This window comes from Burkholderia metallica (assembly GCF_001718555.1).
Taxonomy (GTDB): Bacteria; Pseudomonadota; Gammaproteobacteria; order Burkholderiales; family Burkholderiaceae; genus Burkholderia; species Burkholderia metallica.
In genome coordinates this window covers 1,021,190-1,045,617 of sequence record NZ_CP013403.1, presented here as the reverse complement: position 1 = coordinate 1,045,617, position 24,428 = coordinate 1,021,190, and the positions used below count along the sequence as shown (strand labels likewise).

General features: G+C 67.8%; 23 protein-coding genes. 7 read left to right on the top strand and 16 right to left on the bottom strand.

The genetic code is table 11. The features are described from left to right. Positions 1–242: 242 nt before the first annotated feature. The 4 genes from WJ16_RS24425 to WJ16_RS24410 form a co-directional block, all read right to left on the bottom strand. Positions 243–1,973, bottom strand: coding sequence for a cation acetate symporter (locus tag WJ16_RS24425; protein ID WP_069259620.1), 1,731 nt, complete (start codon positions 1,971–1,973; stop codon positions 243–245). After that, a complete protein-coding gene (locus tag WJ16_RS24420; protein ID WP_069259619.1) occupies positions 1,970–2,278 on the bottom strand; it encodes a DUF485 domain-containing protein in 309 nt (102 codons plus the stop codon). Before WJ16_RS24420 ends, WJ16_RS24425 begins: the two co-directional genes overlap by 4 nt. Before the next feature lie 117 nt (positions 2,279–2,395). Then, positions 2,396–2,836: a type II toxin-antitoxin system VapC family toxin gene (locus WJ16_RS24415; protein ID WP_069259618.1), complete on the bottom strand. Its 441-nt coding sequence runs from the start codon at positions 2,834–2,836 to the stop codon at positions 2,396–2,398. Next, on the bottom strand, positions 2,833–3,087 hold the full coding sequence (locus WJ16_RS24410) for an antitoxin (protein ID WP_069259617.1): 255 nt from the start codon (positions 3,085–3,087) through the stop codon (positions 2,833–2,835). Before WJ16_RS24410 ends, WJ16_RS24415 begins: the two co-directional genes overlap by 4 nt. A 197-nt stretch (positions 3,088–3,284) precedes the next feature. Between WJ16_RS24410 and WJ16_RS24405 the strand changes: the two genes are divergently transcribed. Then, positions 3,285–3,968 carry an alpha/beta hydrolase gene (locus tag WJ16_RS24405; RefSeq protein WP_069259616.1) on the top strand — a complete coding sequence of 228 codons (684 nt, stop codon included), beginning with the start codon at positions 3,285–3,287 and terminating at the stop codon, positions 3,966–3,968. Between the two features lie 103 nt (positions 3,969–4,071). Here the strand turns inward: WJ16_RS24405 and WJ16_RS24400 are convergent, their stop codons facing one another. Together WJ16_RS24400 and WJ16_RS24395 are read right to left on the bottom strand one after the other, a co-directional pair. Next, positions 4,072–5,583: an amino acid permease gene (locus tag WJ16_RS24400; protein WP_069259615.1), complete on the bottom strand. Its 1,512-nt coding sequence runs from the start codon at positions 5,581–5,583 to the stop codon at positions 4,072–4,074. A gap of 110 nt (positions 5,584–5,693) precedes the next feature. Next, positions 5,694–7,100 carry an aspartate ammonia-lyase gene (locus WJ16_RS24395; protein WP_069259614.1) on the bottom strand — a complete coding sequence of 469 codons (1,407 nt, stop codon included), beginning with the start codon at positions 7,098–7,100 and terminating at the stop codon, positions 5,694–5,696. 141 nt (positions 7,101–7,241) lie between these two features. Between WJ16_RS24395 and WJ16_RS24390 the strand changes: the two genes are divergently transcribed. After that, on the top strand, positions 7,242–8,216 hold the full coding sequence (locus WJ16_RS24390; protein ID WP_069259613.1) for a LysR family transcriptional regulator: 975 nt from the start codon (positions 7,242–7,244) through the stop codon (positions 8,214–8,216). Between the two features lie 53 nt (positions 8,217–8,269). Here WJ16_RS24390 and WJ16_RS24385 read toward each other — a convergent pair whose 3' ends face one another. Next, positions 8,270–9,334 carry an asparaginase gene (locus tag WJ16_RS24385; RefSeq protein ID WP_069259612.1) on the bottom strand — a complete coding sequence of 355 codons (1,065 nt, stop codon included), beginning with the start codon at positions 9,332–9,334 and terminating at the stop codon, positions 8,270–8,272. A 323-nt stretch (positions 9,335–9,657) separates the two neighbouring features. Between WJ16_RS24385 and WJ16_RS24380 the strand changes: the two genes are divergently transcribed. Beyond that, on the top strand, positions 9,658–11,898 hold the full coding sequence (locus WJ16_RS24380) for a TonB-dependent receptor (RefSeq protein WP_069259611.1): 2,241 nt from the start codon (positions 9,658–9,660) through the stop codon (positions 11,896–11,898). A 54-nt stretch (positions 11,899–11,952) separates the two neighbouring features. On the opposite strand, the gene WJ16_RS33750 is transcribed toward WJ16_RS24380, so the two are convergent. The 5 genes from WJ16_RS33750 to WJ16_RS24360 form a co-directional block, all read right to left on the bottom strand. After that, positions 11,953–12,105, bottom strand: a complete 153-nt coding sequence (locus WJ16_RS33750) for a hypothetical protein (RefSeq protein ID WP_157126855.1) — start codon at positions 12,103–12,105, stop codon at positions 11,953–11,955. A gap of 84 nt (positions 12,106–12,189) precedes the next feature. Further along, positions 12,190–12,513, bottom strand: coding sequence for a hypothetical protein (locus tag WJ16_RS24375; RefSeq protein WP_069259610.1), 324 nt, complete (start codon positions 12,511–12,513; stop codon positions 12,190–12,192). Positions 12,514–12,628: 115 nt separating this feature from the next. Continuing rightward, complete coding sequence (locus WJ16_RS24370; RefSeq protein WP_069261118.1) at positions 12,629–13,651, bottom strand: DUF2891 domain-containing protein; 1,023 nt, start codon at positions 13,649–13,651, stop codon at positions 12,629–12,631. A gap of 18 nt (positions 13,652–13,669) precedes the next feature. Continuing rightward, positions 13,670–14,620: a DUF979 domain-containing protein gene (locus tag WJ16_RS24365; RefSeq protein ID WP_069259609.1), complete on the bottom strand. Its 951-nt coding sequence runs from the start codon at positions 14,618–14,620 to the stop codon at positions 13,670–13,672. Continuing rightward, positions 14,617–15,306 carry a DUF969 domain-containing protein gene (locus WJ16_RS24360; protein WP_069259608.1) on the bottom strand — a complete coding sequence of 230 codons (690 nt, stop codon included), beginning with the start codon at positions 15,304–15,306 and terminating at the stop codon, positions 14,617–14,619. Before WJ16_RS24360 ends, WJ16_RS24365 begins: the two co-directional genes overlap by 4 nt. Before the next feature lie 346 nt (positions 15,307–15,652). On the opposite strand from WJ16_RS24360, the gene WJ16_RS24355 reads away from it, so the two are divergent. The 3 genes from WJ16_RS24355 to WJ16_RS24345 all read left to right on the top strand — a co-directional run bounded on the left by WJ16_RS24355 (position 15,653) and on the right by WJ16_RS24345 (position 18,459). Further along, positions 15,653–15,877 carry a hypothetical protein gene (locus tag WJ16_RS24355; RefSeq protein WP_069259607.1) on the top strand — a complete coding sequence of 75 codons (225 nt, stop codon included), beginning with the start codon at positions 15,653–15,655 and terminating at the stop codon, positions 15,875–15,877. 454 nt (positions 15,878–16,331) lie between these two features. Beyond that, complete coding sequence (gene cheB, locus WJ16_RS24350; protein ID WP_069259606.1) at positions 16,332–17,336, top strand: chemotaxis response regulator protein-glutamate methylesterase; 1,005 nt, start codon at positions 16,332–16,334, stop codon at positions 17,334–17,336. Between the two features lie 55 nt (positions 17,337–17,391). Further along, positions 17,392–18,459 (top strand): diguanylate cyclase domain-containing protein, encoded by a 1,068-nt coding sequence (locus WJ16_RS24345; RefSeq protein ID WP_069259605.1) that lies wholly within the window; start codon positions 17,392–17,394, stop codon positions 18,457–18,459. Positions 18,460–18,479: 20 nt separating this feature from the next. Here WJ16_RS24345 and WJ16_RS24340 read toward each other — a convergent pair whose 3' ends face one another. Beyond that, on the bottom strand, positions 18,480–20,729 hold the full coding sequence (locus tag WJ16_RS24340; protein ID WP_069259604.1) for a putative bifunctional diguanylate cyclase/phosphodiesterase: 2,250 nt from the start codon (positions 20,727–20,729) through the stop codon (positions 18,480–18,482). A gap of 518 nt (positions 20,730–21,247) precedes the next feature. Between WJ16_RS24340 and WJ16_RS24335 the strand changes: the two genes are divergently transcribed. Then, a complete protein-coding gene (locus WJ16_RS24335; protein ID WP_069261117.1) occupies positions 21,248–21,970 on the top strand; it encodes a haloacid dehalogenase type II in 723 nt (240 codons plus the stop codon). Here WJ16_RS24335 and WJ16_RS24330 read toward each other — a convergent pair. The 3 genes from WJ16_RS24330 to WJ16_RS24320 all read right to left on the bottom strand — a co-directional run bounded on the left by WJ16_RS24330 (position 21,924) and on the right by WJ16_RS24320 (position 24,370). Beyond that, the gene (locus WJ16_RS24330; protein WP_208607029.1) at positions 21,924–22,457 is read right to left on the bottom strand and encodes an SRPBCC family protein; all 534 of its coding nucleotides are present in this window, start codon (positions 22,455–22,457) and stop codon (positions 21,924–21,926) included. The genes WJ16_RS24335 and WJ16_RS24330 overlap by 47 nt on opposite strands. 59 nt (positions 22,458–22,516) lie before the next feature. Then, the gene (locus WJ16_RS24325; protein ID WP_069259603.1) at positions 22,517–23,308 is read right to left on the bottom strand and encodes a uracil permease; all 792 of its coding nucleotides are present in this window, start codon (positions 23,306–23,308) and stop codon (positions 22,517–22,519) included. Positions 23,309–23,410: 102 nt separating this feature from the next. Continuing rightward, positions 23,411–24,370, bottom strand: coding sequence for a LysR family transcriptional regulator (locus WJ16_RS24320; protein ID WP_069259602.1), 960 nt, complete (start codon positions 24,368–24,370; stop codon positions 23,411–23,413). Positions 24,371–24,428: the final 58 nt, after the last annotated feature.

Below are 24,428 nucleotides of genomic sequence, written 5' to 3'. Positions count from 1 at the left end.
CCCGATGAGCTTCCTGGATACGGATAATTATTGTTAATTATTTGATCCGCGAATTAACCGCAATCGGGTTTTCGCAAAACGTTTGCGCATTATCGGCGAATCCATGCGAATTCGCGATTGGTTCGTGGTCGTCGGGTGATTCGACCCACGCTTGAAACGATACCGCCCGCCCCGGCGCGACGCGCGACGCTGCATCACGTCGCATCGCCGCCCCGGGGCGGGCGGGACCTGCCAACTACCGCTCAGTGGCTGCTCGCGCGGGTCGCGCCCAGCCCCGTTTCCGAACGCACCTGCTGCGCGGCGAACGCGCCCTTCTCCGCTTTCGCGCGCGCGCTCGTGTCGAGTACCGAGAACAGCCACACGCCCACGAAGCCGATCGTCATCGAGAACAATGCGGGCGACGTGTACGGGAACCACGCCGAACCCTTCGGATAGCCGAGCGTCGCTTCCCACACCGACGGCGACACGATGGTCAGCCCCACCGACGAGACCAGCCCGAGGAAGCCGCCGATCACCGCGCCGCGCGTGGTGCAGCCCTTCCACATCATCGACAGGAACAGCACCGGGAAATTCGCCGATGCCGCCACCGCGAACGCCAGCGACACCATGAACGCGACGTTCTGCTTCTCGAACGCGATGCCCAGCAGCACCGCGATCACGCCGAGCACCAGCGTCGTGATGCGCGACACCTTCAGTTCGTCGGCGCTGTCGGCCTTGCCGTTCTTGAAGACGGTCGCGTAAAGGTCGTGCGACACCGCGGACGCGCCCGACAGCGTGAGCCCGGCGACCACCGCCAGGATCGTCGCGAACGCCACGGCCGAGATGAAACCGTAGAACACGTCGCCGCCCACCGTCTTCGCCACCAGCACCGCGGCCATGTTGGCCGTTCCCGCGCCGCCCTTGATCACGCCCTTCGCGACGTCGGCCAGTTCCGGATTGGTCAGCACCAGCGTGATCGCACCGAAGCCGATGATGAAGATCAGCACGTAGAAGTAGCCGATCCACGTGGTGGCCCAGAACACCGACTTGCGCGCTTCCTTCGCATCCGGCACCGTGAAGAAGCGCATCAGGATGTGCGGCAAACCGGCGGTGCCGAACATCAGCGCCATGCCGAACGAGATCGCCGAGATCGGGTCCTTGATGAAGCCGCCCGGCGACATGACCGACAAGCCGATACGGGTCGCGTCGTCCGGCGATTTGCCGGCGTTCGCCGCAATCGCGGTCTTCACCTCCACGGCCCTGGCGAACAGCGCCTCGGGGCTGAAGCCGTACTGCGCGAGCACCATGATCGCCATGAACGTCACGCCCGCGAGCAACATGCACGCCTTGATGATCTGCACCCAGGTGGTCGCGGTCATGCCGCCGAACAGCACGTAGACCATCATCAGCGCGCCGACGATGACGACGGCCACCCAGTAGTCGAGACCGAACAGCAGCTTGATCAGTTGCCCCGCGCCCACCATCTGCGCGATCAGGTAGAACGCGACCACCACCAGCGTGCCGACCGCGGCGAAACTGCGGATCGGCCCCTGCTCGAAACGGTAGCCCGCGACGTCGGCGAACGTGAACTTGCCGAGGTTGCGCAGCCGCTCGGCCATCAGGAACGTGATGACCGGCCAGCCGACCAGGAAGCCGATCGAGTAGATCAGGCCGTCGTAGCCCGACGTCATCACCGCGGCGGAAATGCCGAGGAAGGATGCCGCCGACATGTAGTCGCCCGAGATCGCCAGGCCGTTCTGGAAGCCGGTGATGCCGCCGCCGGCCGTGTAGAAATCCGCCGCGGAACGCGTGCGCGACGCCGCCCACTTGGTGATCCACAACGTTCCGGCCACGAACAGCGCGAACAGGACGATGGCCGTCGTGTTGGTCGCCTGCTTGGCGGTCTGCCCGACCTCGCCGCCGCCCGCGAAGGCCGCGCCGCATGCGCTCGCGGCCAGCAGCGCGACGAGCATCGTCGAAAGTGTCTTCTTCATCGCGCGACGTCCTGCAGGATGTCCTGCGTCAGTTGATCGTATTCGTTGTTCGCGCGGCGCACGTAGATGCCGGTGATGACGACGGTAAACACGATCACCGCCATGCCGACCGGTACGCCGACACTCGTCACGCCGGTGCTCACGGGCTTCGCGAGGAACGACTTGTCGAATGCGATCAGTGCGATGTAGCCGTAGTACACGATCAGCATCAGCACGGTCAGAAAGATGCCGAGCGTGTTGCGTCGTCGCTTGAGCAGCGCATACTTCGGATGCGCTTCGATTTTTTTCACCATCCCGTCATGCATCGCCTGTCTCCTGGTTTGCTTTTTGAATGAGTGCGGCGATTCTGACCAGCGAAGCTGACTGCGTGCTTACTCGATCTTTCGCGGGCGCACTATGGTTTTCCCTAGCGGCGCCGGGCGCTACGTCGCGGTCGCGCGCGCAAGCCCCCTTTCCGATCGCGAGCGCGTGCCGTCGAGCCAGTCCTCGACCTGTAGCGCGGGAACGCGTGCAAACCCGCGCACGTTGTGCGTGACGAGCACCAGACTTCGGGCACGCGCCTGCCCTGCAATCAGCGCATCGTACGGACTGGTCGGCGTTCCTGCCGCGCTCAGTTGCGCACGAATCTCGCCGGCGTGCTCAGCATCTTCCGCATCGAACGACACCACCTCGAACTGAAGCGCCTCGACACGTGCAACGTTCGCTGCCGCTCTCCGGCTTTTGTATGCACCGTAGTAGAACTCGTGCACGACGATCGCCGGCATGCCGAAATCCGCCGGCCGATACGTGCGCAGCCGGGCCAGCATCGCCGGCGCGCCTTTCAGGATGGCGATGACGGCATGGGTGTCCGGCAGAAATTTCATTCGAATACGTCCAGACCCGGACGCTCCTGAGCCGAAGGCTCGGTCGTTGCCGCGGCCTCGAAATCGGCGTCGACCGGGCCGATCAGCGGCGTCAGCCATGCCCAGTCTTGCGGAACCGGTTCGAGAATGACGGACGAGCCGTGGCGACGAATCCGGACCTCGGCCGTTTCGAAGCGGAAATCCTTCGACAGACGCACGGCCTGCGATCCGCCATGCTTGAAAATCTTGGCAGTATCCGTCGCCGCCACCATGTATCTACAAAATGTAGATGTTTTAGTAGCGAGACGCCCCGATGACGAGTCATCGCTTCGGCCTATGCCCGACAGACAGTCGAGCGCCGTGGAGCGCCCATTCGTTCCCGTCAGGAAACAATCAATCGCCATTCGGTGATTCTCGTCGCCCGTCGCGCGCTTTAGACTGCCGGATCACCTCCTTTCGGACCCAAGCAATGACCGACGCCCTGCCGCTGACCACCGAACCCGAGTCGGGCCTCCAGTACCGCCTGCGCGCGGCCGCCGGCCGCCCCGTTGCCCGTCTGTTGCTGCTGCATGGCGTCGGCGGCAACGAAACCAACCTGCTGAACCTCGCCGGCGCCATCGATCCGCGCGTCGAAATCGCGTTCCTGCGCGCGCCGCTCGCGTTCGGGCCCGGCCAGCACGCATGGTTTCCGGTGCGCTTCGGCCCGAACGGCCCCGAAATCGACGCGGCCCGCGCGGACGCGAGCCGCTTGCGGCTGATCACGCTGCTGCGCGCGCTGCGGGCCCGCGACGACGCGGGCGCCGCCCTGCCGACCGTGATCGCCGGCTTCAGCCAGGGCGGCATCATGAGCGCGAGCGTCGGCCTCACGTCGCCGGGCGACGTCACAGCCTTCGCCGTGCTGTGCGGGCGCATCCTGCCCGAAATCGATCCGCTGATCGCGCCGCGCGACGCATTGCGCCCGCTGCATGCACTGATCATGCACGGCCGGTCCGACGACAAGCTGCCCGTCGCGTGGGCCGACACCGCCGACGCGAAACTCACGGCGCTCGGCGTCGCGCACGACATGCGGTTGTATGAAGCCGGCCACGAGCTGACCGCGGAGATGGCCGGCGATTTCGGCCGATGGGTCGGCGAACGCGCGGGGCTGAACTGACGGCACCCGCACTTCGACGCATATCAATGCACCTCAACGCACCTCAACGCACCGGCACGCCGCCCGCGGACGGCGCGGCGTGCCCGGCGCGTACCGCCGGCCGTCAGGCGCCCTGCGCCGGATCGGCGACGATGCGTGTGACCGCGGATGCCCGCGCGCCGGCCGCCAGCTCCCGCGCCACCCCGCGCTTGGCCAGCTTCCAGCCGACCACCAGCGCGAGCACGACGACCGGAATCGTCGCGATGGTCCACGTGCCGCCCGGGTAGTCGAATGCCATCAGCACCAGCACGCCGACGAGGAACGCGAGCGTGAGCCACGACGTGAACGGCGCACCGGGCATCCGGAACGACACGGCCTGCAGCTCGCCGCGATCGACCGCGCGGCGGAACTGGATCTGGCACATCACGATGAAGCCCCAGGTCGAGATGATGCCGAGCGACGCCATGTTCAGCACGATCTCGAACGCCTGGGCCGGCACGATGTAGTTCAGCGGCACGCCGATCGCATTGATCGCGACCGTAACGAGAATGCCGCCGTACGGCACGCCGCGCGCATTCATCCGCGACACGAAACGCGGCGCCGAGCCGCCCATCGCGAGCGAGCGCAGCACGCGCCCGGTCGAATAGAGGCCGGAGTTCAGGCTCGACAGCGCGGCGGTCAGCACCACGATGTTCATCACCGTGCCGACGTACGGCACGCCGAGCTTGCTGAAGAACGTGACGAACGGGCTTTCGTGCGCGCTGTACGCGGTCCACGGCAGCAGCATCGTCAGCAGCACGACCGAGCCCACGTAGAACAGCGCGATCCGCCACATCACGCTGTTGATCGCCTTCGGCAGCACCTTGCGCGCATCGGCGGTCTCGCCCGCCGCGACGCCCACGAGCTCGATGCTCGCATACGCGAACACGACGCCCTGCACGATCAGCACGGCCGGCAGGATGCCGTGCGGAAAGATCCCGCCATGATCCGCGATCACGTGCAGCCCCGGCATCTGGCCGGCGACCGGATGGCCGCTCGCGAGAAACACGGCGCCGACCGCGAGGAACAGCGCGAGCGTGCCGACCTTGACGATCGAGAACCAGAACTCCATCTCGCCGAACACCTTCACGCCGATCATGTTCATCACCGACACGATCCCGAGCGCGCCGAGCGCGAACACCCACTGCGGCACGTCCGTGAACACGGCCCAGTACTTCATGTAGATCGCGACCGCGGTGATGTCGACGATGCCGGTGGTCGCCCAGTTCAGGTAATACATCCAGCCCGCGACGAACGATGCGCGCTCGCCCAGGAACTCCCGCGCGTACGACACGAAGCTGCCGCTGGTCGGCCGGTGCATCACGAGCTCGCCGAGCGCGCGCATGATCAGGAATGCGAACACGCCGCACACGAGATACACGAGCGCAAGCGCGGGCCCCGCGTGCTGCAGGCGCCCGCCCGCGCCGAGAAAGAGGCCGGTGCCGATCGCACCGCCCATCGCGATCATCTGCACGTGGCGCGGTTTCAACTGCTTCGCATAGCCGGCTTCGTGCGACGCGAACATCGCATCCGGATCGGCATGACGGGATTGCGCGCCGCCGGCCGGATCGGCCGGGCGCTTGCTGGAGTGGGTCATCGTAAGTCTCCGTTTGTTGTCTGTTGATGTGTCGCGCCCCGCGTCGGCGCGCGTGCGCAACGATTGCGCGCGGGCCGCCGGCGGCACGCGCCGGCGCCGCGCGGGCGGCGTCACAGCACGCGCGGCCGGATCAGCGCGTCGGGCTGCAGTGCCTCTTCGAGCTGCTCATCGGTCATCCACGCGCGTTCCAGCACGACCTCGCGGATCGACTTGCCGGTGGCATGCGCTTCGGCCGCCACGGCGGTCGCGCGCTTGTAGCCGATGTACGGGTTCAGCGCGGTCGCGAGCGCGACCGAACGCTCCATCGTTTCGCGCAGCCTTTCCGGGTTCGCGGTGATCCCGCTCACGCAACGCTGCGCGAGCGTCGTGCACGCGGCGGTCAGGTGGCTGAAGCTGCGGAACAGCGCGCTGGCGATCACCGGCTCGAACGCGTTGAGCTGCAGTTGCCCGGCCTCGGCGGCGAAGGTCACGGTCAGGTCGTTGCCGAACACTTCGAACGCGACCTGGTTCACGACTTCCGGGATCACCGGATTCACCTTGCCCGGCATGATCGACGAGCCGGCCTGCACCGGCGGCAGGTTGATCTCGCCGAATCCCGCGCGCGGGCCGCTCGACAGCAGCCGCAGGTCGTTGCAGATCTTCGACAGCTTCACGGCGATCCGCTTGAGCACGCCCGAGACCTGCACGAAGGCGCCGCAATCCTGCGTCGCTTCGATCAGGTTCGGCGCGGTGCTCAGGTCGAGCCCGGTGATGCGCCGCAGCGCCGCGAGCGCCTTCTCCGCGTACTGCGGATGCGCGGTGATCCCGGTGCCGATCGCGGTCGCGCCGAGATTGATCTCGCGAATCAGCCAGCCGGCTTCCTGCAGTCGCGCGATGTCTTCGGTCAGCATCACCGCATAGGTCGAGAACTCCTGGCCGAGCGTCATCGGCACCGCGTCCTGCAACTGCGTGCGGCCGAGCTTCAGCAAGCCGGCGAATGCATCGGCCCGCTCCGCGAACGCATCGCGCAGGCGCGCCATCGCCTCGAGCAGATGTTCGAGCGCGAAGCAGGTCGCGACCCGGATCGCGGTCGGATAGACGTCGTTGGTGCTCTGCGCGAGATTGACGTGCTCGTTCGGATGCAGATAGTCGTACTGCCCGCGCGCGTGCCCCATGATTTCGAGCGCACGGTTGCAGATCACCTCGTTCGCGTTCATGTTGGTCGACGTGCCGGCCCCGCCCTGGATGATGTCGACGACGAACTGGTCGTGCAGGCGCCCTTCGCGGATCTCGACGCACGCGGCGGCGATCGCGTCGCGATGCTGCTGCGACAGCAGCCCGAGTTCGCAATTCGCGTCCGCTGCGGCCTCCTTGACGGCGGCGAGCGCCATCACGAGATACGGCAGCGACGCGATGGTGCGGCCGGAAATGTCGAAATTCTCTTTCGCTCGCAGCGTGTGGACGCCGTAGTAGGCCTCATTCGGAATGCTTCGCTTACCTAAAAGATCCGCTTCGACGCGGAAGCCGTTTTCTGCCATCGTGCCCTCCTGAATGTCTCGTGCCGCCCGTCGTTCGCCGCTTCCCGACGCGACGGGTTCGCATTCTATGCCTTTGCAAAAACATGCTCGCCTCTGTATTATCGAAAGCGGTTTTGCGTGGAATGCAACAGCGAGAATCGAATGAAAAAAGGCGCGAGAGAAACCGGCGTCGATCACCTGGGCGCGATGCGCGCGTTCGTCAGGGTGGTCGAAACGGGGAGTTTTTCGGCGGTCGCGAAGGAGATGCACGTGTCGACGTCGACCGTCGCGCGCAAGGTCACGGCGATCGAGGAAGCGCTCGGCGTCGCGCTGCTGCACCGCTCCACGCACAGCGTGACGCTCACCGAAGCCGGCCATATCTACCTGGAACGCGCGGTCACGCTGATCGCCGATCTCGACGACACGTTGCGCGTCGTCGCGGAACTCAATGCCCACCCGAGCGGCCCACTGAAGCTCACCGCGCCGGTCGCGTTCGGCCGCCGCCACCTCGCGCCGCTGGTCGCGCCGTTCCTGGCGCGCTACCCGACGATCCAGCTCGACGTGCGGCTCACCGACAACCACAACGACCTCGTGGCCGGCGGCTTCGATCTCGACATTCACGAAGGCGAGAACTACCTGGACAACCTCGTCGTCCACCGCCTGTCGCGCAACGACAGCATCCTCTGCGCGACGCCCGGCTATCTCGACCGCTGCGGGCGCCCGGCCACGCCGGACGACCTGAAGCACCACAACTGCTTGCGCTACGTGCATCCCGAAGGCGATCCGCGCTGGTTTTTCGTGCGCGACGACGCGCAGCACAGCGTGCTGCCGGGCGGCAACCTCGTCACCGACCACTCGGAGCTGCTGCTCGAAGCGACCTGCGCGGGGCTCGGCATCGCGGAATTCGAGATCTGGCTGGTGCGCGACCTGCTCGCGAGCGGCCGGCTCGAAGCCGTGCTGCCGCGCTACCGGCTGCAGAACCGGCTGACCGGCGAATACATCTACATCGCGTATCTGGCGAACCGGCGCAGTTCGGCGAAGCTGCGCGTGCTGAAGGATTTTCTCGCGGAACACCTCGCACAGATCGGCGAGCTGTCGGCACTCGAACTGACGAAGATTCGCGGCGCGCGCGCATAGCGCCCGCGCCCGCGCTCATGCGCGGGCCGGCGGCAGCTGCGCATCGGCGCCGTTCAGGCTGCCTGCAATTCGAACGGGAACGTGGCGCGCCCGATCTCGACGCCCTGCGTGTTGAGCATCCGCGGCCGGTGGAACGCGGCCAGTTGCGCGCGCTGCGCGGCCGTGCCGATCTGCAGCCGCTCGAGGAGTTCGCTGACGATCATGTAGAGCACGTCGAGATTGCCGTCCTCGATCTTCACCGAGATGCCGAGCGCGCCGTCGGCGCCCAGTTCCCGCGTGCGCGCCGATGCCCGCACGCCGATCCCGTAGCATGCGTCGGCGCCGAGCTTGCCGACCACCTGCCCGTCGAACGCGCGCATCAGCACCGTGCAATAGCGTCCGTCGCCGGCCACCAGCTCCGGATACGCGGTCATCGCACGATGAATGCGCGCCAGCGCGCGAACGCGATCGGTGAGCGCGCCGGCGCCCGCGTCCACCTTGTCCGCGCCGTCGGCCAGCGACGCGTAAAGACGCGCGAGCCGGTCCAGCGAAAACGCCGGCGTCGGCAGGTTGCATCCGTCGATCGCCCAGTTCACTTCGTCGTCGCGCAGCCCGCACGCGTCGGCCACCACCTGCTTGACGCGCACCTGCATCGGATGGTCGGGCAGATGGTAATCGGCGATCGCGGCGCCGATCGCCTGCGCACCGGCCAGCATCCCGACGTGCTTGCCCGAACAGTTGCTGCATACGCCGGTCGGCGTGTAGTCGCGCTTGATCCACGCCCGGTACACCGCGTCCGACAACGGCGGATGGCCGCCGCAGCGCAAATCCGATTCGTGCGCGGCGACCTTGGCCAGCATCGCGCGCGTGCGTTCGATATGCCGGTCCTCGCTGCTGTGCGACGCGCACATCAGCGCGATGTCCGCATCGTCGAAACCGAAGCGCTCGGGCGCGCCCGTCTCGATCACCGACAGCGCCTGGGCCGGCTTGGCCGCCGACCGCGCGAGCGTCATCCGGAACGGATCGCCGAACCGGGCCAGCAGCCGGCCGCCGGCGTCGACCACCGCCACATGGGCGACGTGCGTGTTCTCGATCGCATCGCCGCGGTACGTGACGACTGCTGCGCGTGGGGTGTCCATCGTGTGTTGTCTCCTTGCTCGGGGCCAGCTTGCCGGGGCCCGTCCATCCGGTACGGCAGTGTAGCGAGTCGTCGCCGCCGCGCGCCGGCCGGGCGATGGAAAGCGGTGTTGCACGCGATGCAAAGGCAAGCGCGCCCCCACAAAACCCTGACCGGATTAGTACAGAAACCATTCGATCGTTTACAGAATTAGTACCAATCCGTACAATTGCGACCGCAAATACGAATCATACGCATTTACATTGACGTTTTCCGATCCGCGCGCCCGCCGCGCCGCCATCGAGAAGACGCGCCCGCTCACCGAACCTTTTGCTGCCTCTCGCTATGCCCGCCCAGTTCAAGACGAGGCCTCGCGCCCTCGTGTCGGCGCTGACCTGCTCCGTATTCCTGACCCCGCTGCTCGCGTCCGCCGAAACCGCCCCTGCTCCCGCACCCGCCGCCGGCCAGCCCGCCCCGTCCGCCGACGTGCAGGCCACGCTGCCGACGATCACGGTCCAGTCCACCGCGCCGTCGGACATGCAGGTGAAGCGTTCGCCGTCGTACAAGTTCACCGCGCCGCTGCTCGACACGCCGCGTTCGGTCACGGTGATCCCCGAGCAGCTGATCAAGGAAAAGAACGTCACGTCGTTCGCCGACGCGCTGCGCTCGGTGCCGGGCATCACGTTCCTCGGCGGCGACGCGGCTGCGAACCCGTCGGCCGATCGCCCGGTGATTCGCGGCTTCGAATCGCGCAACTCGATCTTCGTCGACGGGATGCGCGACTCGGGGCTGCAGAATCGCGAGACGTTCGCGGTCGAGCAGATCAGCGTGATCAAGGGCCCCGATTCGGTCTACGCCGGGCGCGGCTCGGTGGGCGGCAGCATCGACATCGTCACGAAGACGCCGAAGAACGACGACTTCATCAACAGCAGCATCGGCTTCGGCACCGACGGCTACAAGCGCGCGACGGTTGACGCGAACCGCAAGCTCAACGACACGACGGCCGTGCGCTTGAACGTGATGGGCCACGACGCGAACCAGGCCGGCCGCAACGACGTGTACAACAAGCGCTGGGGCGTCGCGCCGTCGGTCGTGTTCGGGCTGAACACGCCGACCACGGTCACGGTCAGCTACTACCACATGAACTCGTACGACATGCCGGACTTCAGCGTGCCGTTCCGCGCGTCGGGCGGCACGCCGGTGCCGACCGATCGCGGGCAGTTCTTCGGGCTGAACACGCGCGATTACCGCTACGGGCAGACCGACACCGCCGAAGTACGCGTCGAGCACAAGCTCAACGACGACTGGAAGCTGAAGAACACGACGATGTTCGGCCGCTCGACGCTCGACTACGTCGCGACGAATCCGCAGATCCTCGCGTCGAACCCGTCCATGCTGAGCCTGCAGGCGAAGAGCGGCAAGTACGCGCTCAACGGCTTCTCGAACCAGACGGAAGTGACCGGCAGCGCGAGCCTGTTCGGCATGAAGCACACGATGACGGCCGGCGTGGAGTTCAGCCACGAGCAGGCGCGCTACGAGGGCTATCTCGTGTCGGATTCGGCCGGCAACAACATCCGCTCGGGCGGCCCGTGCTCGGTGGCCGGCAACTGCACGCCGCTCGCGGGCGGCTGGAATCCGAACATGCCGTGGACCGGCAGCATCGTGCTGAACGGCGACAAGGGCTTCCCCGGCGCGACGACGAACACGCGCACCGATACGGTTTCCGCGTACATCTTCGATACGGTGAAGCTGTCCGAGCGCTGGCAGTTCAACACGGGGCTGCGCTTCGACCGCTACGACACGACCGGCAAGCAGGCGGGCGTGGCCGACCTGTCGAACACGTCGAACCTGTTCAGCTACCAGTTCGGCCTCGTGTTCAAGCCGGTGACCAACGTGAGCCTGTATGCGTCGTACGGCACGTCGTCGAACCCGCCGGGCTCAAACGGCGGCCTCGGTGGCGGTACCGACCAGATCACCGCGACCAATCAGGATCTCGCGCCCGAGCGTTCGCGCAACATCGAGATCGGCGCGAAGTGGGACGTGCTGCACGACCAGCTGTCGCTCACGTCCGCGCTGTTCCAGACCGAGAAGACCAACGCGCGCGTCAGCGACGGCCTCGGCCACACGGTGAACGCGGGCAAGCAGCGCGTGCGCGGTTTCGAATTCGGCTTCGCCGGCAACGTGACGCCGAAGTGGCACGTGTTCGGCGGCTACTCGTACCTGAACGCGATCACGACCGACGCCGGCCCCGGCAGCCCGGGCGCATCGGGTCTGCCGATGGTGATGGTGCCGAAGCACAACTTCACGCTGTGGACGAGCTACGACGTGATGCCGAAGCTCACGCTCGGCGCCGGTGCGACGATGATGAGCCAGACTTATGCGTCGGTATCGGCGACGACGAAGAAGTGGACGCCCGGCTATGCGCGCTTCGACGCGGCGGCGACGTGGCGCGTGAACAAGACGATGGACGTTCAACTGAACGTGCAGAACCTGTTCGACAAGAAGTACTACGCGAGCGCGTATCCGATCTACGCGACGTGGGCGCCGGGCCGTTCGGCGATGGTCACGCTCAACTTCTATCAGTAATACCGACCTTGCCGGTAGCGGCGGGAAGGTGCGATGCGCCCTTCCCGCTCGCATTCACCACGGAAGCGAATGCGCCTTCGCGTTCGTGAAGCGCTTCATCGCTTCCTGCACGCCTTCCTTGTAGCCGAGCGCCGAATCCTTCACGCCGCCGAACGGCGCCGGTTTGCCGACCAGCAGCCGCGCACCGCGCGCGATCGCATCGTTCACCTGCTGCTCGCGGAGCCTCGCGGCCGCTTCGTCGATCGCGGTGCTGTATGTCGAACGCGCTCATGCGCTCACGCATTCACACGTTCACGCGAGGTGGTATCGCAACCAGAAGGTTTCGCGGCATGCGTTGTCGAACGTCTGCCGCGTCGGGCTGATCGGCTGCGCATCGGGCTGCCGGATCACGTCGTAGTCGATCCAGCATTCGGCGCACAGCAGATCGGACGGCGCGCGGTCCTGCTCGACCGAGCGGCGCACGACCGCGCCGTTGTCGAAGCGGTATTCGGTTTCGGCCCGCGTGACTTCGACGTCGTCGTCGGTCCAGCGGTCGTGCGACGTCGCATGCGACACGACCGACACCGGGCCCGGGAGTCCGTGGATCGCGGCAACGTACGAAATGAGCTTGTCCATGGCGAGGCAGTGAACGGAAGGACGGCCGCGTCGCGCACCCTGCATCGCACGAGACGGCCCGAGCGGCGAGTATAGCCGCGCGCCGAAGACCTTGCCGCCTGCGGGGTTTCGCGCGCTATGCGTCCAGCGCCAGCAACGCGAACGTCGCGAGCCAGTGCTCGCCCATGTAGTCGCCGGCCACGTGCGCGAGCGCGCTCGCGAGATGGCGGTCGGCCGCGTCGAGCAGCTTCGCGCGCCGCGCGTCGCCTTCCGGCAGCGCGCCGGCGAGCGCGCGCTGGCACCACGCGCGGCTCAGGTTCAGCCCGTCGAGGTGCGCGATCTTGCCGTCGCTGCGATCGCTGACCGTCGCCGGCTCGAACAGCGTCGCCGGCTCGCCGCGCGCGAGATCGGGCAGGAAACGCGCGAACCAGCCGTCGAATTCGGCGGCCGGCAGCACGCGCCGCATCAGCTCGGCTTCCATCAGCGCGGGCGACAGGAATTCGTCGCCCGACGGCTCCCACGCCTGGCATCCGGCGTCGTTCAGGTGCCAGCGCTTCGCGGTATCGACGATCAGCGCCGCGAGCCCGTCGCGCTGCGTGTCGCGCGCGAAGTCCAGCGTGAGCGCGAGCGCGAACGCGGTGTTGAAGTGCGTGCCGACCCGCAGCGGATAGGTCGCTTTCGGCAGGAACGTCTCGAAGCGCGACACGAAGAGCTCGGTGAGCGGCGCCATCGTCTTCGCCCAGCGCGCGGCCTGCGGCATCGCCCCTTTCAGCGCGAGCCGCTCGAGCTGCGCGGCGAGCGCGAGCAGCCACGCCCAGCCGTACGGCCGCTCGAAGCCGCTGTTGTGCGGCAGCGCGAGATACGCGCGCTCGCCGGCGACGTTCGCATCGGTGAAGTGCGCATCGACGGTCGCGACGATGCGCTCGGCTTCCGGCAACGCCGGATAGCGTTCGAGCACGCGCAGCACGAGCCAGTAGCCGTGCACGCACGAATGCCAGTCGTAGCTGCCGTAGAAGATCGGATGCAGCGCGCGCGGGCCCTGCACGTCGTGCGGGCCTGCGAGCGAATGCGTGAGCTTGTTCGGATATTCGCGGGTCAGGTGCGCGAGCGCGAGCGACGCGAATTTCGAGGCGAGTTCGGGCGTGAGTCGGTCGGTCATGGGCATCTCGTCCATCGGTCAGAAGCGGAAAGCGAATGCATACATCAGCAGCGTGTTCACGGCGAGCAGCAGCAGGGCCGTCGGCCACTGCGCCTTGATCACGCCGTTCTTGTCCTTCAGTTCGAGCAGCGCCGCCGGCACGATGTTGAAGTTCGCGGCCATCGGCGTCATCAGCGTACCGCAGAAGCCGCTCAGCATCCCGATCGCGCCGACGATCGCCGGGTTGCCGTGGAACTGGTGGACGATCAGCGGCAGGCCGATACCGGCCGTCATCACGGGAAACGCGGCGAAGCCGTTGCCCATGATCATCGTGAACAGCGCCATGCCCACCGTGTAGGCCGCAACCACCGCGAACGGCGAATCGATCGGCACCCAGTCCTTCACGAGCCCCGACACCACGCCGCCGACGCCCGCGACCGCAAACAGCGCGCCGAGCGCCGCGAGCATCTGCGGCAGGATCGCGGCCCAGCCGACCGCGTCCATCGTGTGGCGCGCCTCCTTCACCGCATGCACCGGCGAATCGCGCAGCATCGCGAGTGCGACGGCGAACGCGACGAGCGTGCCGAGCACGAGCGAGATCAGCGTTACGCTCTTCTGCTCGACGAACGGCACGAGCTTCAGCGCGAACGTGCCGATCAGCGTGACGACCGGAATCAGCAGCGCGGGCAGGAACAGCCGGTTGCCGAAACGCTGCGCGATCGTCTCGCGCCGCACGGCCGCGGCCTCCCCGGCTTCGTCGGATTTGCCGCGCCCGAGCTTGCCCGAGCCGGCGATCACCGCGAGCGCGATCGCGAGGCACCCCGTCACGAAATGCGGCAGCAGCGCGCCGAACAGGAACGTGGCCGCGTAGATCGCCCAGAACGCGAAATTGACGACGCGGCGCGGGTTCGTGCGGTCCGTCAGGTTGAAGTACGCGAACGCGGCGAACATCAGGCCCGCGAGCGTGTACAGCGATTCGAGGCCGATCATCGCGCGCCCTCCTGCCCCACCAGGCCGAAGCCGCGCGTGAGCCGGCGGTCGAGCAGCGCAAGGCGCGTGCAGTGGATCAGCAGCGCGGCGATCGCCGTCGGGATCGCCCACACCGACAGGTGCAGCGGCTCGATGGCGATCCCGTTCTGTTCGAGAAAGCCCTTGATCAGCAGGATCGACTGGATCGCGATGAAGATGTCCTCGCCGAAGAACACGGCGACGTTGTCGACGCCCGACGCATGCGCGCGGATCTGCTGGCGCACCGCTTCGGGCAGCTCGCCGTGCCGGTTGACGGCGGCGGCCTCGGCCATCGGCGCGATCAGCGGCCGCACCATCTGCGCATGACCGCCGAGCGACGTGAGGCCGAGCGCGGCCGTCGCCTGGCGCAACACGAAATACAGCATCAGCACGCGGCCCGTGGTGGCTGCCTGCACGCGCGAGATCATCCGCTTCGCCTGCTCCTTGAGCCCGTTGCGCTCGAGCAGCGCGATCACCGGCAGCGTCAGCCAGATGAGCCCCATGTAGCGGTTTTCGGTGAACGCCTTGCCGAACGCGCTGACGATGTCGACGAGATTCAGCCCGCCCGCCAGCCCCGTCGCGAGCCCCGCGATCGTGACCACCAGCAGCGCATTGAAGCGCAGCGCAAAGCCGATCACGACGATCGGCACTCCAATCAGCACCAGCATTGCTCCTCCTTGTTTCGGACGCGCGGCGCGTTGGCCCGCGCAGCCTGCCCGGTTTGGACCGGGCTCGGTCGGCGCAATCTAACACGATACTTTATCGATAAATAGTCGACGATTTGCAGCTTCGGGTAAACGTTGAACGATGCAGACACCGTGCCCGGCCCATGTGTCGCGGGTGTTTCATCCGATGAATCGGTGGTCGGTCGGCGGCCGGCGCGCGGCGCGGGCGCACCGGTCGCGGCACGCACGTTCGCTCGCCGGGGGCGGCGTGCGACGAGTCGCCGCGCGTGGCGTGGCCGCGGTGCGCCGACTACACTGGAAAGCATCGGCAACGGACGGGAGAGCCGCCATGATTGACGTATTCCAGACCATCGGCAGCCGCGCGTTCTCCGCTCATCTGGCGAAGGACGGGATGGTGACGCTGATGGAACAGCACCATGAGGTCGATCGTGTGACGCTCGCGACCGCCTATGCCGCGCTCGTCGAGGAATCCGAGCAGGAAAGCGACCTCCTCGACGCGACGGTCGAAGGGATGATGCGCGCGCTGATCCAGGGGTACGCGCGCAGCCATTGACGGCGCAGCCGCGCAGCCGCGCAGGTGGCGTACGGCCGGTTTCCGCCTTCGGCCGCTGAACCGGGCGACGGGCGCGCGCGGGCTACGCGGCCGACGTGCCAGCGCGCCGGCGCCGATGTCGAACCGCCGGCCCGCGCGCAGTTGCCGGTAGTCGGCCTGCGTGAAGATCGTCGGTTCGCGACCGCACCGTTGCCGGCGCGGTCGCGTTCCGTCGTGAGCGCTTCGACTTCGCCGCGGCCCGCAAACAGGATAGAGGAAACGTACTGAAACAGCGCAATGCGCAAATTTTTCGATTGCCGCCGCCCGCGCCGCATGACAGCATGCGGGGCGTCGCCAACCAAAAACAATGCCGTGCCGTCCGGCCGCCGATGCCGTACGGCGGCGCCGAACCGGCAGCCCCTTCCATGAACCCGGCCTACCTCCAACATTACGAACCGACCGGAGAATTCCGCTTGTGAACATCGGCATCGTCAACGACCTCCCGCTTGCCGTCGAGGCGATGCGCCGCGCGATCGCGCGCCGGCCCGAGCACCGCGTGCTGTGGGTCGCGACCGACGGCGCGCAGGCCGTCGAGCTGTGCGCCGCGCAGCCGCCCGACGTCGTGCTGATGGACCTGATCATGCCGAAATTCGACGGCATCGAAGCGACGCGGCGGATCATGCGATCCGAACGACCGTGCGCGATCCTGATCGTGACGAGCTGCATCGGCGCGAATGCGTGGCGCGTGTTCGAGGCGATGGGCGCCGGCGCGCTCGACGCGGTCGATACGCCGCGGCTCGGCGACGGCGCGGCCGGCGACACGACCCGGCTGCTGCTCGCGAAGATCGACCAGATCGGCCGCCTGCTCGACGCACCCGTCGGCGCGCGCGTCGCCGGCACGGCCTCCCGCACCGCGGGCGGCCCGCTGGTCGCGATCGGCGCATCGGCCGGCGGCCCCGGCGCGCTCGCGTCGATCCTCGGCAGCCTGCCGGCCGATTTCAATGCGCCGATCGTGATCGTCCAGCACGTCGACCGCGCATTCGCCGAAGGCATGGCGCAATGGCTCGACGGGCAGACGCCGCTCACGGTGCGCGTCGCGCGCGAAGGCGACCGGCCGCAACCGGGCGTCGCGCTGCTCGCCGCGACCGACGACCACCTGCGCATCACGCGCGCCGGCACCCTCGAATACACGCGCGAGCCGGCCGCCACGCCGTATCGTCCGTCGGTCGACGTGTTCTTCAACAGCCTGACCGAACACTGGGCCGGCCGCGTGATCGGCGTACTGCTCACGGGCATGGGCCGCGACGGCGCGATCGGCCTGAAGGCGCTGCGGATGAAGGGCTACCATACGATCGCGCAGGACGAAGCGACGAGCGCCGTGTACGGCATGCCGAAGGCGGCCGCGACGCTCGGCGCGGCGCGCGCGATCCTGCCGCTCGGGCGCATCGCGGGCGAACTGGCGGCGCTGGCACGAATCTGAGCCCGATGAACACGCGCAACACCCATGCCTGCCCTCGCCCCCACCCGCCTCGACCATGACCATTGACCTGACTCGCCCGCCAGGCGGCATGCCGCCCGTCGACGTGCCGGCGATGGTGCTGCTGGTCGACGACCAGACGATCGTCGCCGAAGCCGTACGACGCGCGCTCGTCGACGAAGAAGGCATCGATTTCCACTACTGCCCGCGCTCGGACGACGCGATGGCCACCGCGATCGAGACGCGGCCGACCGTGATCCTGCAGGATCTCGTGATGCCCGGCATCGACGGGCTGAGCCTCGTGAAAGCGTATCGCGCGAATCCGGCGACGCGCGACGTGCCGATCATCGTGCTGTCGACGCAGGAAGAGCCCGTGATCAAGAGTGCCGCGTTCGCGGCCGGCGCGAACGACTACCTCGTGAAGCTGCCCGACCGCATCGAGCTCGTCGCCCGCGTGCGCTACCACTCGCGCTCGTACATGAACCTGCTGCAGCGCGACGAGGCCTATCGCGCGCTGCGGCAATCGCAGCAGCAGTTGCTCGAAGCGAATCTCGAGCTGCGCCGCCTCACGCATTCCGACGGCCTGACCGGGCTGTCGAACCGGCGCTATCTCGACGAATACCTCGCCGCCGAATGGCGGCGCGGCACGCGCGAGCGCAGCGAGCTGTCGCTGCTGATGATCGACGTCGACAACTTCAAGCTGTACAACGACACGTACGGCCACGTGTCGGGCGACGGCGTGCTCAAGCAGATCGCGTCGACCATCGAGCGCTGCCTCGGCCAGTCGGGCGAGCTCGCCGCGCGTTTCGGCGGCGAGGAATTCGCGGTCGTGATGCCGGCCACGTCGCCGGGCGCCGCGCGGCTGCTCGGCGAGAAGATCCGCCTCGCGGTCGAGGCGCTGCGGCTGCAGCACGCGCATTCGTCGACCGGCGATACCGTGACGATCAGCATCGGCGGCGCGAGCATCGTGCCGATGTCCGGCCTGCCGACGACCGTGCTGATCGAAGCGGCCGACCGCGCGCTCTATCGCGCGAAGCACGACGGCAAGAACCGCGTCGAGATCGATGCGCCGCCGCCGGCGCCCACGCCCACGCCCGGCGGTTTCGGCACGCCGCGCGCCGGCTGAACGCCGCGCGCGCGCCGCGCTCACGCGGCGCCGAGCCGGCGCGCGTAGTCGTTCGGGTCCAGCGGGCGGCTGAACAGGTAGCCCTGCTGCATGTCGCAGCCTATCTGCTGCAGGAACCACGATTGCGCCTGCGTCTCGACGCCTTCGGCCGTGACCTTCATCCCGAGCGAATGCGCCATCGCGACCACGGCCTGCGTGATCGCCACCGAGTCGTGATGATCGGGCACGCCCGACACGAACGAGCGGTCGACCTTCAGGTTGTGCAGTGGAAAGCGCTTCAGGTACGCGAGCGACGAATAGCCGGTGCCGAAATCGTCGACCGAGATCCGCACGTTCATGTCCGTGAGCGCCTCGAGCATCGGCAGCACGGTGTCCGTGTCGTTCATCAGCAGTCCTTCGGTAATTTCGAGCTCCAGCGCGGACGGATCGAGCCGCGCTTGCGCGAGGCAGCGACCGACCGATTCGACGAGCCCTTCGTGGAACTGCCGCGGCGACAGGTTGACGGCCAGCATCAGGTCGGGCGCGATCGTGCGGCGCCATTCGGCCGCCTGCCGGCACGCGGTTTCGAGCACCCACTGGCCGATCGCGACGATCTGCCCCGTATCTTCCGCGACCGGAATGAACTCCGCCGGCGACATCGGCCCGAGCTCGGGGCTCGTCCAGCGCAGCAGCGCTTCGGCGCCGACCGTGCGGCCGCTGCGCGCATCGACGACGGGCTGATACGCGAGCCGCAGCATGTCCGACGACAGCGCGCGCCGCAGCGACTGTTCGATCGCGAAGCGGCGCTGCAGCCGCAGGTTGAGCTGCGCGGTGAAGAACGTGAAGTGGTTGCGGCCGCGCTGCTTCGCGTCGTACATCGCCGAATCGGCGTTGCGCATCAGCGTGACCGCATCGTCGCCGTCGCGCGGCGCGACGCTGATGCCGATCGACACGCCGAGCCAGTATTCGTTGTTCGCGATCGCGAACGGCTTCGCGATCGCGTCGATCACTTCGCGCGCGAGCGCCGCGAGCCGGTCGGGATCGTCGCAGTCGTCGACCAGGATCACGAATTCGTCGCCGCCGACGCGCGTGAGCGCATAGCGGCCGCCCGCGCAGGCCGCGAGCCGCGCGGCGACGCTGCGCAGCAGCGCGTCGCCGGCGTCGTGGCCGGCCGTGTCGTTGACCTTCTTGAAGCCGACCAGATCGATGAACAGGATCGCGACGCGGGCGGGGCCGGCCGCCGCATCGCGCCCGCCGAACAGCTCGCGCATGCGGTCGGCGAGCCAGCGGCGGTTGTAGAGACCCGTGAGCGCATCGCGCGTGGCTATGTAGCGCAACTGCTGCTGCGCTTCGCGCACCGGGCCGATGTCGTTGAACGACACGAGCACCGAATCGGCCTGCGTCTCGCCCGGCTTCACGATCGGCACCGCGTTGCCGCGCACCCAGATGATGTCGCCGTCCGCGAGGCCGAAGCCGACCGTGTAGTCGAGCAGCGGCGTGGCCGTCATCAGCGCGCGCCGGCTCGGCCAGTCGTCGGGCGCGATCGGCGTGCCGTCCTCGTGCAGCTTGCGCAGGATCACCGTCGACAGCCGGCGGCCGACGAGGTCGCCCTTCACGCGCATCATCCGGTTCGCGCTCGGATTGCTCGCGACCACGACGCCGTCGCGCGACACGACGAGGATTCCTTCGTTCAGGCTGTTGACGACGAGCCGGTGATGCTCCTCGCTGCGCGCGAGCTGCCGCACCATCCGGTCCTGGTGCACCGCCAGGCCGACGCTGTTGCCGATGTCGCGCAGCAGTTCGGTTTCCACGTCGCCCGGCAGGCGCGGCGTGCGGTGATAGACGGCGAACGCGCCGAGCACCGCGCCCGTGTCGTCGAGGAACGGCACCGACCAGCACGCGCGCAAGCCCAGCGGCAACGCGACGGCGCGGTAGTCGGCCCACAGGGGATCGGTTTCGATGTCTTCGACGGCGACCATCCGGCGCAGGTACATCGCCGTGCCGCACGAGCCGGCCGCGGGGCCGATCGACGCGCCTTCGACCGCCGCGCCGTACTGCGCGGGCAGCGACGGCGCGGCGCCGACGTGCACGTGCACGCCGTCGTGATCGAGCAGCAGGATCGTGCACGACGCGCCGTCGCCGAGCAACGCTTCGGCACGCCGGCAGACTTCGGCCAGCAGCTCCGGCAGCGGCGTGTTGCGCGTGATCAGCCTCAGCACGCTTTGTTCGGACGCGAGCACTTCCGCCGCGAGCCCGAGACTGTAACGAGAACTTTGCGGTTCGGTATTCAAGATGAATCCTGCCGTCTGTCCGATCGGGTCTGGTGCGCCCGTTTCGTCTTCGATCCTGCGTGCCGTATTTCGCCCCGGGCTTACGCCGATACCCGGTGCGCCCCGTATTGCGCGCCGTGCCAACGCGCGAAAATATATTTAACACCAATCCATGGCAATCGGCGCATCCGCGCGTATCAGGGGTTACGCGCGGTCGGCGCGGCCGGGCAGCCGACAGTCAGCTTATCGAAAGGTCGGCATCCGGCGCGACGGGCCGGCGCAAGGCCGCGCCGGGCGCGCACCGCGTTTGAAAACGATTCGTCAGATTGTGGCGGCGCCCTGCTTCACCGGTGCCGACGTCGCGCGGTATCGTCGTGCCGGCAGGCCCGCCCTCCGCGCGGCCGCCGCCGGGCGGTTCGACAGGGCGGCCGGCCCAGCCGCGTTGCCGTATCCGTGATTCAATGTCGATCGAACCGGCGTCGCGCCATCCGGCGGCACGTCGATTCGACACTTCATCGATCGACCCTCAAGGGATCACCATGACGAACCCTGCCGAAATCAAGGCGCTCGTTTTCGATGTTTTCGGAACGATCGTCGACTGGAGAAGCGGCGTCGCACGCGGCGCCGCCGCGTTCCTCGATCGCCACGCGCCCGCGCTCGACCCGTTCGAGTTCGCCGATGCGTGGCGGGCCGAATATTCGCCGTCGATGGAGGAAGTCCGCAGCGGGCGCCGCCGCTACGTGCGGCTCGACGTGCTGCACCGCGAGAACCTCGTCCGCACGCTCGACCGCTACGGGATCGTCGACGTGCCCGACGCCGACATCGACGCGCTCAACCTCGCATGGCACAGCCTCGACCCGTGGCCCGACGCCGTCGCGGCACTGCACCGGCTGAAGCGGCGCTTCATCATCGCGCCGCTGTCGAACGGCAACATCCGGCTGATGGTCGACGTCGCGAAACGCGCGGGGCTGCCGTGGGATGCGATTCTCGGCGCGGAAGTCGTTCACGCGTACAAGCCGTCGCCGCAGGTGTACAGCGGGACGGTCGAGATCCTCGGCATCGAACCGGCCGAGCTGTGCCTGGTCGCCGCGCACAACGGCGATCTCGCGGCCGCGCGCCGGCAGGGGCTGTCGACCGCGTTCGTGCTGCGGCCGACCGAGCACGGCCCGGGCCAGACGACCGACCTGAAAGCCGACGACGCGTGGGACTTCGACGTCAGGGACCTGAACGAACTCGCCGATCGGCTCGGTTGCCGGGGTTGACCGCGGGCGGCGCGGCCTGCCCCTGCGCCGCCATCGCCAGACGCCGCCAGTTGCGCGCCGCATACCGGTGCGCCTGCTGCAGCGCGAGCCACAACCCGATCTGCCGCACCGGCCTGAAGAAACCGCGCGCGCTGAAGACGGTGCGCCGCTCGACGCGCGTCGCGCCGCCATCGATGGGCGTCAGCGTGAATTCGTCCTCCAGCAGCCCGACCCACGCGCGACACCATACCGTCGACGTCACCATCCGGTAACGCAGCCGGCGATTTTCGTCGAGCACGAGAATCCGCTGGTCGATCGTGCCGCGATCGGTCGTGCACTGCCGCGTGTTGCCGACCGCCGGCACGCCTTCGAGCACGCGGCAGCTGACCGGCTTCGGCACGCCGAGGCGGAACAGCAACGGCCGCGTGTCGTCCATCCGGGCATGGAGGAAATGCGGCCAGATGTGCTCGGGCCGGCAATCGAACGTCCACTGCGAATGAATTTCCACGAGCGTCTCCGGGCGGCTGTCGGTGCGGCCATGATCGCACACGCGCGCCGCCGTCTGCGTTACTTCACGACCGCGCGCCACGCGGTTCGCGCGTAGATGAGCAGCAACGGCAGCAGCGCGAGTGCGAACAGCAGCGCAAGCGCGAGCACCCACACCGGCCAGTCGTCGGGATTGCCGCGCATCCAGTAGCGGTAAGGCACGCTCAGGAACGCGATTTCCATCAGCAGCGCGCCGAGCGGCACGAGCCCGTTGATGACCGCCGCCACGCCGAAGCGGGCCGCGCGGTCGAGGTTCCGGCCCGCGCCGTACGCCGCGATCAGGTAGAGGAAGTACCCGATCATCGCGACCATCAGCCCGCCGCCGGCCAGCAGGCCGATACTGCGCACGCTGCGCTCGTGCAACTGATGCGCGCCCGGCGGCAAGACGACATCGACGCGCTCGCCGATCTCCGGCACGTTGCCCGAGCGGATGTTGCCCGGCAGCACGACCCGCCCGCCATCCGGCATCACGGCTTCCAGTATCGACGTGTACTTGATGCACGGGTACCTATCGGTGCGCCCGCTGCTGTCGCGACTCTCGCAGGTGTCCCACTCGGACTGGTAGGACACTACGGTCGCCTCGTATTTCGGCGACACCGCCAGTTCGTAGAGTTCGTCGCCGATCCAGTACGCGAACGGGAAGAACAGCGACACGAGGCAAAAGCACACGAGCCACCAGAACGCGACCGCGCCGCCGGACCCGCGCTTGCCGCCGCTCTGGCGGCGCACCATGCGCGACGCGAGCCAGTACGCGGCGACGCCGAACACGGCCACACAGACCACGAAAACCTTGCCCGCATGCGTCAAAGCCATCGACGTTTCCCCCGATAACCGGCCGGTTGCGCTTCGTCGGCCGTTCTTTTCCTATGGATCGATCGCGTCGTCGCCACGGCGACCGTCGCGTCCGCCACGCCGTTATTCCGGCTCGCCGACGAATCGCAGCGTGCCCGATTCCCCCGACAGCAACGCGCGATTCGCATCCGCCGCCGCGCGCAGGTAGTCCCACAGCGCGGTCACGCGCCGCAGCTTGCGCAGATCCTCGCGGCACGTCAGCCAGAAACACCGCGTGACGACCACGTCGTGCGGCAGCACCGGTACCAGCGCCGGCTGCGCGGCCGCCATGAAGCACGGCAGGATCGCGAGCCCGCCGCCCTGCAGCGCCGCGAAATGCTGCGCGATCACGCTCGTCGTACGCAAGCCGGCCGTCGCGCCCGGCACCGCGCGGTCGAGGTACAGCAGTTCGTTGCTGAACGCGAGATCGTCGACGTAGCTGATGAATGCGTGCTGCGCGAGATCGTCCGTGCAGGTAATCGGCGCGTGATTCGCGAGATAGTCGCGCGTCGCATAGAGCCGCAACCGGTAGTCGCACAGCTTCGTGACCACGTACGGCCCGCGCTCGGGCCGTTCGAGCGTGATCGCGAGGTCGGCCTCGCGCTTCGGCAGGTTGACGAAATGCGGCACCGGCAGCAGGTCGACCGTCACGTGCGGATGCGCGGCGCGAAACCGCGCGAGCTGCGGCGCGAGGAAAAAGCAGCCGAACCCTTCGGTCGACCCGATCCGCACGTGGCCCGACAGCGCCTCGCCGGTATTCGCGACCTGGTCGCACGCGGATTGCACGGTCGTCTCCATCGCGTCCGCGTACGCGACGAGCCGCTGCCCTTCGGCCGTCAGCGTGAAGCCGCCGGAGCGCGACTTGTCGAACAGCAGCGTGCCCATCGCGGCTTCGAGTGCGCGAATGCGGCGCGCGACGGTCGTGTAGTCGACCCCGAGCCGCTTCGCGGCGCCGCTCGCGCGCTGCGTGCGCGCGACTTCGAGGAAAAAGCGCAGGTCGTCCCAGTTCAGGTTGCCGGAAACCGGCTCGGTGGCGTGTCGCATCGGCGAGGAAAAAAGCGGGGGTCTCCGGGCCGGCCGTCGATATGCATAAATGCACATC